At 55.0% G+C, this 14,725-nt stretch carries 13 protein-coding genes; 11 read left to right on the forward strand and 2 right to left on the reverse strand.

What is annotated here, in order from left to right; translation table 11 throughout:
* The first annotated feature begins 18 nt into the window (after window positions 1-18).
* Genes EH228_RS09010 through EH228_RS09035 form a run of 6 tightly spaced genes read left to right on the forward strand, consistent with a single transcriptional unit; the run spans window position 19 to window position 5,862 of the window.
* Window positions 19-744, forward strand: coding sequence for an amino acid ABC transporter permease (locus EH228_RS09010; protein WP_152321350.1), 726 nt, complete (start codon window positions 19-21; stop codon window positions 742-744).
* Window positions 741-1,487 carry an amino acid ABC transporter ATP-binding protein gene (locus EH228_RS09015; protein WP_152321351.1) on the forward strand — a complete coding sequence of 249 codons (747 nt, stop codon included), beginning with the start codon at window positions 741-743 and terminating at the stop codon, window positions 1,485-1,487. Before EH228_RS09010 ends, EH228_RS09015 begins: the two co-directional genes overlap by 4 nt.
* A 13-nt stretch (window positions 1,488-1,500) precedes the next feature.
* On the forward strand, window positions 1,501-2,676 hold the full coding sequence (locus EH228_RS09020; RefSeq protein WP_152321352.1) for a M20 family metallopeptidase: 1,176 nt from the start codon (window positions 1,501-1,503) through the stop codon (window positions 2,674-2,676).
* The gene (locus EH228_RS09025; protein WP_152321353.1) at window positions 2,673-3,776 is read left to right on the forward strand and encodes a mandelate racemase/muconate lactonizing enzyme family protein; all 1,104 of its coding nucleotides are present in this window, start codon (window positions 2,673-2,675) and stop codon (window positions 3,774-3,776) included. The genes EH228_RS09020 and EH228_RS09025 overlap by 4 nt, the downstream gene beginning before the upstream one ends.
* Window positions 3,760-4,929, forward strand: coding sequence for a M24 family metallopeptidase (locus EH228_RS09030; protein ID WP_152321354.1), 1,170 nt, complete (start codon window positions 3,760-3,762; stop codon window positions 4,927-4,929). The genes EH228_RS09025 and EH228_RS09030 overlap by 17 nt, the downstream gene beginning before the upstream one ends.
* A gap of 9 nt (window positions 4,930-4,938) precedes the next feature.
* Window positions 4,939-5,862, forward strand: a complete 924-nt coding sequence (locus EH228_RS09035) for a dihydrodipicolinate synthase family protein (RefSeq protein ID WP_152321355.1) — start codon at window positions 4,939-4,941, stop codon at window positions 5,860-5,862.
* On the opposite strand, the gene EH228_RS09040 is transcribed toward EH228_RS09035, so the two are convergent.
* Window positions 5,846-6,946: a glutamine amidotransferase-related protein gene (locus EH228_RS09040; protein ID WP_152321356.1), complete on the reverse strand. Its 1,101-nt coding sequence runs from the start codon at window positions 6,944-6,946 to the stop codon at window positions 5,846-5,848. The genes EH228_RS09035 and EH228_RS09040 overlap by 17 nt on opposite strands.
* 68 nt (window positions 6,947-7,014) lie before the next feature.
* On the opposite strand from EH228_RS09040, the gene EH228_RS09045 reads away from it, so the two are divergent.
* A complete protein-coding gene (locus tag EH228_RS09045) occupies window positions 7,015-8,229 on the forward strand; it encodes a pyridoxal phosphate-dependent aminotransferase (RefSeq protein WP_152321357.1) in 1,215 nt (404 codons plus the stop codon).
* Window positions 8,230-8,969: 740 nt separating this feature from the next.
* Complete coding sequence (locus tag EH228_RS20480) at window positions 8,970-9,413, forward strand: DUF1283 domain-containing protein (protein ID WP_193323307.1); 444 nt, start codon at window positions 8,970-8,972, stop codon at window positions 9,411-9,413.
* Window positions 9,414-9,657: 244 nt separating this feature from the next.
* Here the strand turns inward: EH228_RS20480 and EH228_RS09060 are convergent, their stop codons facing one another.
* Window positions 9,658-11,349 (reverse strand): chloride channel protein, encoded by a 1,692-nt coding sequence (locus EH228_RS09060; RefSeq protein WP_152321359.1) that lies wholly within the window; start codon window positions 11,347-11,349, stop codon window positions 9,658-9,660.
* Window positions 11,350-11,922: 573 nt separating this feature from the next.
* Between EH228_RS09060 and sstT the strand changes: the two genes are divergently transcribed.
* From sstT to mzrA, 3 genes are all read left to right on the forward strand, one after another.
* A complete protein-coding gene (gene sstT / locus EH228_RS09065; protein ID WP_152321450.1) occupies window positions 11,923-13,155 on the forward strand; it encodes a serine/threonine transporter SstT in 1,233 nt (410 codons plus the stop codon).
* Between the two features lie 455 nt (window positions 13,156-13,610).
* Complete coding sequence (locus tag EH228_RS09070) at window positions 13,611-14,285, forward strand: DedA family protein (RefSeq protein WP_152321360.1); 675 nt, start codon at window positions 13,611-13,613, stop codon at window positions 14,283-14,285.
* On the forward strand, window positions 14,282-14,668 hold the full coding sequence (mzrA, locus tag EH228_RS09075) for an EnvZ/OmpR regulon moderator MzrA (RefSeq protein ID WP_420841455.1): 387 nt from the start codon (window positions 14,282-14,284) through the stop codon (window positions 14,666-14,668). Before EH228_RS09070 ends, mzrA begins: the two co-directional genes overlap by 4 nt.
* Window positions 14,669-14,725: the final 57 nt, after the last annotated feature.

Raw genomic sequence — 14,725 nt, forward strand, 5'->3', positions numbered from 1 at the left:
CGTTAACCGGAGAATGCTATGTCGATCGATTTAATGTGGCAGTACTTCCTTTCACCTGAGTTCTTCAAAGGTGCCGGGATGACGCTGTTAATCACCCTCTGCTCACTGTTGTGTGGCGTGGTGATGGGTCTGGTACTGGCCCTGCTGCAGGAAGCGCCGTTTCGCATTGGAAAAGGGCTGGCGTTTTTCTATCTGTGGCTGTTTCGCGGCACGCCAGTGCTGTTCCAAATCATCTTTGTCTACAACGTGCTGCCTGGCTTCGGCATACGCTTCTCTGCGTTTACCTGTGCAGTACTGGCGCTCTCACTCAATGAAGGCGCCTACATGGCAGAGATTTTACGTTCAGGTTTGCAGGCAGTGAAAAGCGGTCAGCGTACCGCGGGTATGGCGCTGGGCATGACCAGTGCACAAATCATGCGCAAAATCGTTCTGCCGCAAGCCGCCCGTATCGTGCTGCCGCCGATGGGCAACCAGATGATCAGCATGTTGAAATCCAGCGCGCTGGTCTCAGTGATTGCGGTACAGGAATTGCTGCTGGTCGCCAATCAGACCGCCAGCGCCAGCTTCCGCTACTTTGAAGCCTTGTGCGCGGCAGGTATCTATTATCTGTTGCTGACCACCCTGTTCATGATTTTCCAGTCGTGGCTGGAAAGCGTGCTGGATCCGAAACAACGTCGGCGAAAAAACCAGAAAAACCGCTCCCGTCAGATGAAATTACCCAACCCTGCGAGGGAGACGCCATGAGTCAGGATCAAAAACCGTTACTGGAAATGATTGGTATCGATAAAGCGTTTGGTCGCCAGCCGGTACTGAAAAATTGTTCGCTCAGCGTCAGACGCGGCGAAACCATGGTGCTGATCGGGCCGTCGGGTTCAGGTAAATCCACCCTGCTGCGCTGCGTCAACATGCTGTCACCAGCCGATGGTGGCGATATCTTTTTTGCCAACCAAAACATCAGCCGGGGAGAAGTCCCCCCCCATAAGCTGCGCCAACGCATCGGCATGGTGTTTCAAAACTACGAGTTGTTTTCCCATCTCACCGCGGCGGAGAACATCATGCTGGCGCCGATGACCGTACTGGGCGTTAACCGCATTGAAGCACGTAAACAGGCTGAGGCGTTGCTGGCCAAAGTTCGCATTCATGAGCGGGCTGACCATTTCCCGGATGAGCTTTCCGGCGGTCAGCAACAACGGGTGGCGATTGCCCGCGCGCTGGCGATGAAGCCGGAATTGATGCTGTATGACGAACCCACTTCCGCCCTCGATCCCGAGATGATCCGTGAAGTGTTGGAAGTCATGGCCGAACTGAGCGCCGAAGGCATGACCAGCATGGTGGTCACCCATGAAATGGGCTTTGCCCGTCGCGCCGCCAATCACATCCTGTTCATGGAAAATGGCGAAATCCTTGAACAGGCCAACGCGCAGGACTTTTTCACCGGTCAGGTCAGCGAGCGGGCGAAGCGCTTCCTCGACCAGATTTTACATTAACAGCGGAGTTTGTATGAGCACTTACCAGGTTAACAGCGTGCGCATGAAGCAGGATTTAGCCACGCTGGTTGCCATCAACACGGAAAACCCACCGGGCCAGGAACGTGAAGCCGCAGAATGCGTGGCGGGCTGGTTACAGGCTGCGGGTTATGACCTTTCCTTCAGCGAATACGCCCCTGGGCGCACCAACGTGATTGCCGTGCTGAAAAATGGTCCGGGGCCGTGCTTTGCCTTTAATACCCACCTGGATACCGTGCCTGCGGGGACGGGGTGGTCCAGCGATCCCTTTACCCTGACCGAACGTGATGGTCGCCTGTATGGCCGTGGCTCCTGTGACGCCAAAGGTCCGCTGGTGGCGATGGTGGAAGCGTTGCGCTTGCTGGCAGCACATCGCGGCCACTGGTCCGGTACCTTAATGGGGGTGTTTACCGCGGATGAAGAGGTCGCCAGTGAAGGCGCCAAATTCTATGCCAGTGATGCGCCGCCGGTGATCGATTTTGCGGTAATCGGCGAACCGACCTCTAATGCAACGTTTTCGGCCCACAAAGGCAGTCTGCGCCCACGCGTACGGGTAAAAGGCGTCACCGCGCATTCCGGGACGCCGGAACTGGGTATTAATGCCATCTATCAATCAGCCCGGCTGCTGGGGCTGATTGAAGAAGCGCATCACCAACAGGTGCGCTGCCGCTGTCATGCGCTGGTGGGTAACGCCAGTTTGACCGTCACACGCATTCACGGTGGTCATGCTGATAACGTGGTGCCCGACAGCTGCGAACTGCTGCTGGATCGCCGGATGGTACCTGGCGAAGACGAGGCGGCAGTAAAAGCAGAACTGCAACAGTTGCTGGACCATGCCAGACAGGATACCGGGGTGGAGGCGGAAATTATCGCCTGGCAACCCACCACCGGCGGCGCCACTGAAACCGACGCGAACGAAGCGATTGTCCAGCACAGCCTGACCGCCTGCCGTCGTCACGGCCAGTCAGAGCCCGGACCGTTTGGTTTTCAGGGAGGGTGCGATCTGGTGCATTTTCGCTCACTGGGGGCCAAAGGCGTGGTGATTGGTCCGGGTACGCTGGCAGTGGCGCATAAACCGGATGAATTTGTGCCGGTGGAAGAGTTTATCGCGGCGGCGCATATCTATCTGGATATTGCTCTGGCCTTACTGCCTGCGGAGCCGTCATCGTGAAAGCGCGACTCTGGCGGGGTGACCTGCACTATGCCGGTGTGACGCTGCATACCGCGGCATCCGGCGCGGTTCATGCGCTGGATACACTGTGGCTGCGACTTGAAGAACAGGGTGAATGCGGCATTGGCGAGGTGCGGCTGAATATCCAGTATCTGCACGGCTATAGCGCCGCACAGGTACTCAGCAATCTGCAACAAATGTTGACGCAGTGGGACTGGCGTGCTGACGCGCAGTCGTTGCTGGCAGCGGTACATGCGCCGAAAAGCCCGTTACTGGCACCGTCACGCATGCTGCTGGATATGGCCCTGCATGACCTGCTGGCGCGTCAGGCGAACAAATCCCTGGCCACCTGGCTGGGAAGCGCGGACAGCACGCCGGGTTACCTGACCAATCAAACGCTGTTCTGGGGCAGCGAAAGCCAAATGCTGGCCCAGGCACGGCGTTATGTGGAACGTGGCTTCACTCAGTTGAAACTGCGTACCGGCATCGCGGATTTCGCCACTGATCTCGCCCGTCTCAGGGCGCTGCGTGACGTGTTCGGCGATGCCATTTCACTGGCGATTGATGTCAACGGGCAGTGGTCGCTCGCCGACGCGCATCAGGCGTTTCCACAGCTTCGCAGTCTGGCGCTGAGCTATATCGAGCAACCGCTGGCGCCTGCTGAGGATGCCCATCTGGCGGAACTGACGGACTATGGCATTCCGGTGATGCTGGATGAAAGCCTCAACAACGCCGCCGCCATTGAACGACTGGCTACCGCCGGAGGCGCCTTATGGGGTCATCTTAAGCTGGTGAAAATGGGCGGTATTGCACCGACGCTGGCGGCAGCTCGCCGTCTGCAGGCTGCGGGCGTTCCCCTGATGATCGGCCAGATGAATGAAGGCCATGCGGCCACTGCGGCGGCACTGCAACTTTGTCGCGTGCTGCAACCCGCGTTTGCCGAGTTGTACGGTGCTGATGGCTTAATTGACGATCCGGTCAGTGGACTGACCTATCACCACGGCCGAATTAGCGTGATTGATTCCCCCGGCCTGGGCGTGCAGTTCGATGCCGCCCACGCCACTTTCCTTCAGGAGTTTAGTGATGCAAGAACTGAATAATGTCATTCAGGGCAGCGAATCCGCTTTTAGCGCGGAGGAGTATGCGCAACGTATCCAGCGTACCCGTGAGCGTTTAAGCGCGGCGGGAGTGGATGTCATGATTGTTACCGGGCCGGAAAACATCTTCTGGCTGACCGGCCAGCAGACGCCGGGCTATTACACCTTCCAGGCGCTGCTGCTACCGGTAGAAGGGGAGCCGGTGTTTGTTATCCGTCAACTGGAATACTTTAATTTTATCGCCAACACCTTTATCTCCGACGCGGCCATCTATCAGGACGGCGACAATCCGGTGGACTTTCTGGTCGGCATGCTGCAACAGCGTCACTGGCTGAATAAACGTATCGGTCTGGATAAGCGCGGCTGGTTCCTGCCCATCGCGGTCTATGAGGCCCTGCAAAGTAAACTGGGCAACATCGCCGATACCGCCGGGGTGATTGAGCCGCTGCGGGCGGTGAAGTCCGCGGCGGAAGTCGAAAAAATCGCCACAGCTGCCCGCTATGTCGATGCCGGAATGCGGGCGGGTATGGCCGCTATCCGCAGCGGAGCGGATGAAAACGCGCTGGTTTCCGCGATGATGGGAGCGGCCATTGCCGCCGGTTCAGAGTACGTGGGTATGGAACCTCTGGTCTCCAGCGGCCCACGCTGTGGCGTACCACACGGCACCTGGCGTCGCCGGGTTATCAAAGATAACGACCCGGTGTTCCTGGAAATGGCCGCCGCTCATGATCGTTATCATGCGGCGTTAATGCGTTCCGCCTGGCTGGGGCGCCCCCCTGCCATCGCGCTGGAAATGGAAAAAGTGTGCCAGGAAGCCTTGCAGGCCGCCCTTGATGCCATCCGCCCCGGTGCCACCTGTGAAGCGCCGCACCTGGCCTGTCAACAGGTGATCGACCGCGCCGGGTTCACCGACAACTTTAAAAAACGCACCGGTTACTCCATTGGGGTGTCATTTGCGCCGGACTGGGGCGAAGGCGGTATTCTCAGCCTGTACAGCGGCGTGACCACCGAACTGCAACCCGGTATGACCTTTCACATCCCACCCGCGCTGCGTATTTACGGTGAATTCACCGTCGGCGTCAGTGAAACCATCGTGGTGACTGAAACCGGCTACCGCCAGCTCGGCAGCCTCGATCGCCCTTTAACTTTATTGTAAGGAACCCTCATGAAAGACATGAACGAATGCCGTGAGCGCCTGCGGGGCATTTTCAATATCACCGTAACGCCTTTTGATGCGCAGGGTGAGATCGACTTCACTGCGCTACGCGAAAACATTGAGCGCGTCATTGGTCTGGGCTATGACGGCATCCTGATTGGCGGCACATATGGTGAGTTCCCGGTGATGTCACTGGCCGAACGTCGTACGCTGTTCAATGAAGTGATGAATTGTGTGCAGGACCGGATCCCGGTGATGCTGTGCAGCGCCAGTTCCGATCCCCGTGATGCGCGCGAGCTAACGGCGCTGGCTGGCGACCTGGGCGCCGTACCGATGGTGACCGCGCCTTACGTCAGCGAAATCACTGAAGGGCAGATCCTGACGTATTTTGAAGCCATAGCGCCGTTATCGAAAACCGGCATTCTGGTGTACAACGCACCGGGCATTGGCATCACGCTGTCGCCGTCGCTGCTGGAGAAACTGGCGGACATCCCCGGCGTGGTCGGTATCAAACAGGGTGATCTCAATCCAACGGCTATCGATCAGATTGCCAACCGCCTGCGGGGTAAGCTGCGTCTGTTCTGCGCCTCGGATCTGGCGTTTTTAGGCCCGATGATGGCTGGTTTCGATGGTATCAGCACCACCAACAGCGGCGCGCTGCCAGAGTTGGTCCTCGCCACGTACCGGGCGCTGGAGCAAGGCGATGCAGCTACTGCGCGCGATTTACACCAGTTGTGGTACGACTATCGCGTGCTGGCCCGTCAGCATGGCCAGCCCCAATTGGTAAAAGCGGCGATGGCCTTACGCGGTTTTAATGGCGGCACCGTGCGTGCGCCGTTGCAACCCATTTCCGCTGAGGCGCAGGACGCACTGACCCGCGTAATGAAACAGCTGGCCCGCCAGGCCAGCAGCGGCGTTACGCTGGTTGATTAACGGCTGCCGCCTGTAAAAAGGCGGTAAACAACGGATGCGGCGCCCCGGGACGAGACATCAACTCGGGGTGCCCCTGAACACCATGCCAGAACGGCGGCTCCGGCAGAAAAATGCCCTCGACAATATCGTCGGTTTGGGCGCTGATCTGCACGCCGCTGGCGGCGAGTTGCGGCAGCAGGCGCGGATTAAAACGGTAACGATGGTTGTAGTGCATCTCGTTGATACCGCCAGACAGCACGCGGGAGGTAAAAGGCAGGATGCCACAGCGATGACGGCCGTCCCCAAAGGCAATAAAGCTGTGTAACGCGGCATCAGGGGCAACCTCCGCCAGTATCGCCTGAGCAAAACCCGGGGTCTGACGCACCGCCGCCGTGGCCATGCTTTGCATCCCCAGGCATAACCCCAGCGTAGGGAGTGAGCTCAGGAGCGTCGCAGCAGCGACCCGGATCTGTGCGGCCACCGCCGCCATTGACGATCCGCCAGGCAGAACCACGCCATGCAGAGAGTTCAGTTCATGCAGGTCGGAAGACAGGCTGGCAGGGGGCAAAAAACGGATCTCAATTGCGAGGTTTAGCGCGGTGGCCGCGTCACCCATCGCCGCCAGCGTTGCGGGATAAACCTGACGGTGGTCGATTTCACGCCCTGTCAGACCAATGCGCAACGTGGCATCAGCGGGCGGTGGAGGGGACGTCGTCCAGCGGCCATAGCTGTCGGCATAAAGTTGCAGCAGTGGTCGCTCGCCGTCGCGTAGTTCCAGACAGTGTGAGTCAGTCCGGCTCTGTAACCGTTGCCCAGGCAGCCTGGCAATACGCTGTACCTGCGAGGCCGGCAGAACCACCACCGCATCACGGGTGGGAAGCTGCGCGGGATCGGTAACTTCCTCGCGCAACGTATCGCTGCGGTAAAGGCCACTGGTCACGCAGTACCCCGCTCGGATCACATGCTGGTGGCTGTCGTGGAAATTACGGTCAAAATCGGGTCGCAGGCTCCAGAGCGGCAGACCGAGCTGACTGGCCCACAGACTGGCCGTGACGCCATAGCGGGCCGGAACGGGTGAATCATCAACAATGAAGATCGGTAACATGGCAAATTTCCAGCTAATTATGTGCCGATGATTGTATTATTTGAATCATTAGATACAAAAGAGGTTTTATGAATATCAGCCAAATGGCCCGACGTATGCAGCGGGTCCGGCCTTCGCCGACCGCCGTCATTTCTGACCGGGTGCGGGCACTTGAAGCCGCGGGAAGGACCATTATCAATTTAGGCGAAGGTGAGCTGGATTTCGCCACGCCCGACACTATCAGTTACGCTGGCATAGCGGCAATTGTGCAACATCAGACCAAATACACTGCGGTTTCCGGTACGGCAGCGTTGAAAGCGGCCATTGCCGCTAAGTTTTCCCGTGATAACCATCTGCTGTTCACGCCGGAAGAGATCATTGCCGGCAGTGGCGCTAAACAACTTATTTTCAATGCTTTACTGGCGACTGTCGATGCCGGACAGGAAGTGATCATTCCTGCGCCGTACTGGGTTTCGTATCCCGATATGGTGACACTGGCGGAAGGCGAGCCGGTTATCGTGGCCTGTGAAGAACAACACGGCTGGAAGTTACAACCAGAACGTCTGGCTGCCGCGATCACCCCCCACACTCGCTGGTTGATCCTCAATTCGCCGGGCAATCCCACTGGCGCTATTTATAGCGCTCAGGAACTGCAGGCGCTGGCAGACGTACTGTCCGATCATCCTCAGATCCTGATCATGGCGGACGATATTTATGAGCCGCTGCGCTATGACCAGACCCCGTTCGCGACCTTCGCCGAAGCCGCCCCGCAACTGGCGGAACGCACACTGACCATTAATGGTGTGTCAAAAAGCCACGCGATGACCGGCTGGCGGTTAGGCTATGCCGCGGGTCCCGCCTGGTTGATTGCGGCGATGCAAGTTTTGCAATCACAAAGTACCTCAAATCCCAGCAGCATCGCGCAGGCAGCCGCCGTTGTTGCTCTCAGCCAGCCCGCGGATTTCCTAACCGACTGGCTCGCAAAACTGGACCGTCGCCGCCAACGCGTACTGACAATGGTCACTGAGACCAGCGGACTGAGCGCCAACACGCCGCAAGGCGCCTTTTATGTCTTTGCCAATTGTCAGGGGCTGATTGGCCGGAAAACGCCGACAGGTGAGCGGCTGACTGATGATCAGGCCGTCGCCAGTTGGTTGCTCAGTGAAGCCGGCGTCGCGGTATTACAGGGCTCGGCCTTTGGCGCACCGGGTTATTTGCGTCTTGCCTATGCTGTTGAAGATACCCTGCTGGAAGCCGCCTGCCAGAAAATTCAGGCGGCCTGTAGCCAGTTAACTCAGCCCTGACCGGCTATTGACCCGAAAAGAGGCATAGTCATTTCCTGTGCCTCTTTTTTAAGCCAGCGATCAAGCGAGAATAATGCTATCAATACTGTTATTCAGATTGCAGTTCAACAATAACGAGAATTTTATCCGTCATGGTATCTTTTGGGAACATTAACCAAATCTATCGGTAAACTTTTTCGAACTAACCCGTCGACTCATTCTACTATTACAATTCGGGCATAAATGCTGTTTCTTCCCTTCAATTTCCCATGTGTAATATTTTCGTTTAAAACCAATACCACAAACATCACAGCGACGGGGTATAAAGAATACACCGATAATAAAAAGAACAATGATCCCAGCAATAATCAACACCATGAAACAACGCCTTAATCCTGTTGAATATCAATCTGAAGATGCTATCACCAGGCCCCGAATATCACCCTAACTTACTGATAACCACTTGACTTAAATCAACAAGATAACAAAAAGCACAAAAGCCATGTGGCTTTTTATTTTATATTACGCTCGCACCCTATAATCTGTTCTCTGACGCAACCCCATGATTCATGAATACAAGGAGTCACCATGAACTATTCATATCAAAATGAGATCACGAACACACACGTTAATATCAAATACCGCTTATTACCTGCGCCAAGCATCATCTCTGCATAGCAACATCTCAGGTTGAGCGTGAAAAAATGTTCCAGGTTGAAAGGATTTAATCTCTGCTTTCCGAATCCAGACAGGTATATCTAATGAAATATCTCATCAGTATTAAATTGGCGTTGCTGTTTTGCGTTTTCATTACCTCATCATCTATGGCCCATTCTGGTCGAACAAATGCTGAAGGTTGCCATACCAATCACCGTACAGGTGATTATCACTGTCACAGAAGTAAGTCTGTTCAGCAAGAAGACTCTTCTGGCGAGGATCAGGCGATACAATCCCCAAATAAAGCCACATCATCGCAAAATAAAAGTACCACTCACACCCGGAAGAAGAAAACAGCCGCAAAGAAACGCACACCACCATTGTCTGAGTCTGACACGCCCCAAACAAACAATAGCCTCGAAACGCCCCTTGCCCCACCGCCGGATCAACACAGACTGTGCTTAGACAGTCACAATATCAATGCTTACTGGGAAGCAGTAAGCGAGCGCTGTCTGGACAGAAAAACAGGAAGAACGGTGGATCTATAAAAAATTTCATGTTCAGCTTTAATAACATTAACCACGGGAATCCCGTGCTGCCCCCACAATTAATTTTCTGCTGTTCCTTTATTCTCTTTCAGACAGCACTCGTTAACGGCCCGAGCGCCACCCAGCCCCTTATCTGCGTAAGCGGCTGGGATGGCTTCACTGGCTGTCTTCCCGCCACTGGCATTATATCGGCGATATGACTTCTCGGGTGCCACAAAAACTGCAAATGGGAGACTCGCTTTCGTCAAAGAAAATCTTTCGCTTTCTGGATCAGGCTGGTTTTAGTCAGCGCACCGAGATATTTCCGCTCCTGTGCGTTATTCAACACCGGCAGGCGCTCCAGTGTGACGCGGGCAAAGACTTCCCATCCTTCAGTGATAGTCTGGTTTTCAAAAATGTACGGGAAGTTACCATCCATCACACAGCTAACCGGCGAGTCTGGCGTGATCGATTTGTCCAACACCTTGCGGGCAATGTCGTGGATGGAAACGGCGCCCATAAACTGCCCCGTCTCACTGACCACATACACAAAGCGTTCACGTTTCAGCGAACTGACCGCCAGCGCTTTACCGACCGAATCCCCTGGCGTCAATGCAGCTCCGGAAACGATAAACTGCGTGATAATGCCGTTGTCAAAATCAAACTTAGCATCTGATCGGCTGAAGTGGTTTTTCATCACCGGATAGGTACTGTTGGCCTGCAAACGGTAGGCGGTCATTGAGGCCAACACGCAGGCAATCATCGTCGGAAACAGCAGACTGCTGTTCAGCGTCATCTCCAGCACCATCAATATCGCCATCAGCGGCGCCTGGCTGACGGAGGCCAGCACCGCCCCCATCCCCACGGCGGCAAAAATCACCGTACTCTCGACCGGCCAGCCCGCCATGCTGGCGATGGTAGCCACCAACACGCCCAATACCGCACCAATCAACAACGAAGGGGTGAACAGACCACCGACAGCATTTGATCCCACAGAAACCGCGGTGGCGATTATCTTCAGCAGCAACAGGATAATCAGCCCTTTCAGCACCCAGCCTCCCGCCATGATTGCGACGATCACCTCATAGCCGTTACCCAAAATATTGCGGCTGGCGATGGCCATCATACCGACAATCAGTCCCCCCAGCCCAAGCCGCAGCGGCAAGCTTTTTATCCGGCTAAAGCGCTGCCGGCTCTGAGCAATCAGCCAGATCATCGCCCACCCGACCAGCCCCGCCAACAGGCCAGTGACCATGGTCAGCAGCAGGTTAACGGCTGTCAGGTCGAACATCACATGGGAGAACGGATAGATTGCCGAGCGATAACCCAGCGTCCACATCGTCAGCACCGCCACCGCGGATGAGATAATCAGCGGGATCAACCGCTGTAACGCGGAAATGCCGAACGCGATTTCCGCGACAAATATGGCCGAGGCCAGCGGCGCATGGTAAACCGAGGAAAGCCCGGCAGCGGCGGCCATCGCCACCACATCACTGTTCTTCAGCGAAAGATTTTTACAGCACAGCCGCCCGATCAGACTGCCACTGAGCGCGGAAAGCTGTACCATCGGCCCCTCTTTACCAATCGAGGCACCGCTACTGATACTGGCAATGGAAGAAAGTGCACGAAACAGCGAGGTCCTGGTCGGTATGGCATCCAGCCTAGCGTTGATCACTTCCAGATAATCGGTACGGACGGTCTCTTTCTGCTCAATAGCCGTCGCGTAACGCAGGAAGAAACCGGCGATCACTCCACCGCCGCCGACAATCAGCGGCCAGACAAACCACGGATAAACCCCCATCGCCTGGGTGACATCCTGCTGCGTACCGAAGATCAACGAATTAAGCAACGCAATCCCCGCCCGAAAGCCCAACGTGACCAGGGAAGCAACCAGGCCGACGGGAATAGCGACCAAAATATTGGTCCAGTTCAGTGCATGTCTGCGACCCGAGGCCATATTTTCATTTACTCCTGTAGCCTGACTGATTCAGCTGCGGGACAAAAACACGTCATCAGTGAAAAGCCACTGGCATCGAATATCCGCAAGGCGGAGACAATGAGCCGGTACTGACGACAATCAGGCGGTACGGTTTGCAGCATTTAAAACCGCCAGCCAGCCTAACGTCGATATTCTATAACAATCGCAGCCGAAAGTGGGCACAAGGCACGGTTCAATTACAGTTCGTACGCTTCCCGTTATCAACGTTATCTCAACGGCAAAAAACCAAACGCCTTCACCCCAGGACAGTGCATTTGACCACCGCCGTCGGGTGTCCCATGGTGTCGTTAATTAACGCCAGCATTAACCGTCGTAACAATTTTCGCAAAATAATAAGTAATTTATTTACCCTACCATAACATCCCCCAGCACACTGGTCGCAATACTCTGCCCTTGGGGTACTTTTCGCTTCCCCTGTCAGATCTTTTCCTTATACTTCCTCCAGCAAACACCTGAATGCGCCGCTAAGTACACCGCGAATAACGCTGACGGGCATCACAATCACTTTAAACAACTGGTTTTACTATGAGTATGGAAAAGAGTCGTCCAGGGCTGCTACAACGTCTGTTGCAGGGAAGCCTGGTGACCCAAATTATGATCGGCCTGATCGCCGGTATCGCCCTCGCGTGGTTCTCGAAAGAGAGTGCGCAATCTGTCAGTCTGCTGGGTTCGCTGTTCGTCAGTGCGCTGAAGGCCGTGGCGCCGCTGCTGGTCATGGTGCTGGTTATCTCTTCTATCGCTAACCATCAGCATGGGCAAAAGACGAATATCCGCCCGATCGTTATTCTGTATCTACTGAGTACCTTCTTTGCTGCCGTGCTGGCAGTGGTGTTCAGTCATCTGTTCCCACAGACCCTGACATTGACTACCGTGCATCAGGAAGTCGTGCCGCCCTCCGGCATTCTGCAAGTGCTCAATGGTCTGCTGATGAGCATGGTCGCCAACCCGCTTGATGCGCTGATACATGCCAATTATATCGGTATTCTGGTATGGGCAATTGGCCTGGGCTTTGCTTTCCGCCATAGCAGCGCCTCTACCCGCACCTTTCTGAACGATGCGTCTAATGCCGTCACCTGGCTGGTACGCCTTGTTATCCGTTGTGCACCGCTGGGGATTTTTGGTCTGGTGGCGTCGATTCTGGCCACTACGGGTTTCTCCGCACTGTGGGATTATGCGCACCTACTCGGCCTGTTACTGGGCTGTATGCTGATGATGGCACTGGTTATCAACCCGATTCTGGTATACTGGAAAATCCGCCGTAACCCTTACCCGCTGGTGTTTACGTGCCTGCGAGAAAGCGGGGTCACCGCCTTCTTCACCCGGAGTTCCGCCGCTAATATTCCAGTAAATATGGCGCTGGCGAAAAAACTGAATCTGGATGAGGATACCTATTCTGTATCAATCCCGGTTGGTGCGAATATCAGTATGGCGGGGGCGTCAATCACCATTACCGTACTGACGCTGGCGGCGGTAAATACACTGGGGATTCATGTGGATACCAGCACCGCGATCCTGCTGAGTCTGGTGGCCTCGATCTGTGCCTGCGGCGCTTCCGGGGTGGCGGGCGGTTCGTTGCTGCTGATCCCGGTGGCCTGCAATATGTTCGGCATCCCCAATGAAGTGGCAATGCAGGTGGTGGCCGTGGGCTTTATCATCGGTGTGTTGCAGGATTCAGCCGAAACGGCGCTGAACTCTTCAGCGGACATTCTGTTCACCGCGGCGGCCTGCATGGCTGAAGAGAGACGTGAAGAACAACGTGCCTGATTTTCTTCGCCATGGCGTTTCGCCGTGGCGACGTTCCTTCCTGACATGTCACGCCACGATTGAAGCTCTTAACGTCCTCTGCTCGCGAAAACCACGCAACACATTGGACGCCGGTTAACCAGGGCTCCTCCCCGCTGAGTGAAAGACCTCCCCATCCATTCAATGGCAATTATGTCAGCCAGTGTAAAACTCCTTTGCCCTGGCGTGTCTTCCCTGTAAAACGTCATTGGCGAGAAGTTTTCTCTGTCTCATCTTTCGGTATTTTGTTACAGTTAGCCGATTTTTTTTACTGTTTGAGATGAGCCGGTGTGAGAGCAGAAGCTCGACTTTTATATCTGCTCCGTGAAAATTCTGTCTCTGTTCGGATGCCGAACCGTACATTCATACTAACAATACATAAATCGTGTCGGCTGCCGCTATAACTGGGTTAACAACACTGCTCAGGAATGCTTTTGATGGATATTTTTAAAAACTTGTTCCATGCACTCTGGCAGCAGAATTATGAGATGCTAGCCGACCCCTCTCTGGTCTGGGCTATATATTGCGTGCTGTTTATGATCCTTTTTCTGGAAAATGGCTTGCTGCCAGCCGCTTTCTTGCCAGGCGACAGCTTGCTTATCCTGGTCGGTGTGCTGATTGCTAAAGGCACCATGACCTTCCCGCTGACCTTACTGATCCTGACCTTCGCCGCCAGTCTGGGCTGCTGGGTTGGCTATATCCAGGGACGATGGCTGGGCAATACGCTTATCGTACAAAGGTGGCTGTCGCATTTACCGACACAGTATCATCAACGAGCCCATGACCTGTTCCATCGTCACGGGCTGTCCGCCTTGCTGATGGGCCGCTTTATCGCCTTCGTCAGAACGTTGTTACCCACCATTGCCGGCCTCTCCGGTCTGAGCAATGCTCGCTTTCAGTTTTTTAACTGGATGAGCGGCTTCCTGTGGATACTGATCTTAACGGTAATCGGCTTCGCGTTGGGGAAAACCCCCCTTTTTCTTAAGTACGAAGATCAATTGATGTTCTGCCTGATGATGCTGCCGCTGGTACTGCTGGTATCCGGACTGTTCGGTTCTTTGTTCATGCTCTGGCGCAAAAGACACCGTGCAGATAATGGGGAAGAGTCATGATAATGAATCTAATCAGGTCCTGGATCACGCCACGTTATCTGAGCATTCTGACACTTGCCGCCGTCGCCTTGCTATCAGTGATATTTTTACCCGCGTTGTTCGGCAGTGAAACCGCGTTGCAGATTCGCGCGACACGCCAGGGTATCGCTTTGCCGGATGGTTTTTATGTCTATCAACGGCTTAACGCCGAAGGTGTTCATATCAAAAGCATTACACCGGATAAAAACGCTCTGGTAATTAAGTTCGATTCGCAGGAACAAAGCGAGGCCGCCGAAAAGATCCTGCGTGCGCTGCTACCACACGATTTTGATATCGCACAGTTGGCAAAGCCCGGCTCTTTAGAGTGGGTAAATCGGATCAGCTGGCACCTGACTCTCAGTTAACGTCCATTTTTCTCGATCCCTGATAGCGCTATCCCTAAGAATCTTCTCCCTTTTTGA

The sequence above is a fragment of the Erwinia endophytica genome, assembly GCF_009295515.1.
Taxonomy (GTDB): Bacteria; Pseudomonadota; Gammaproteobacteria; order Enterobacterales; family Enterobacteriaceae; genus Erwinia; species Erwinia endophytica.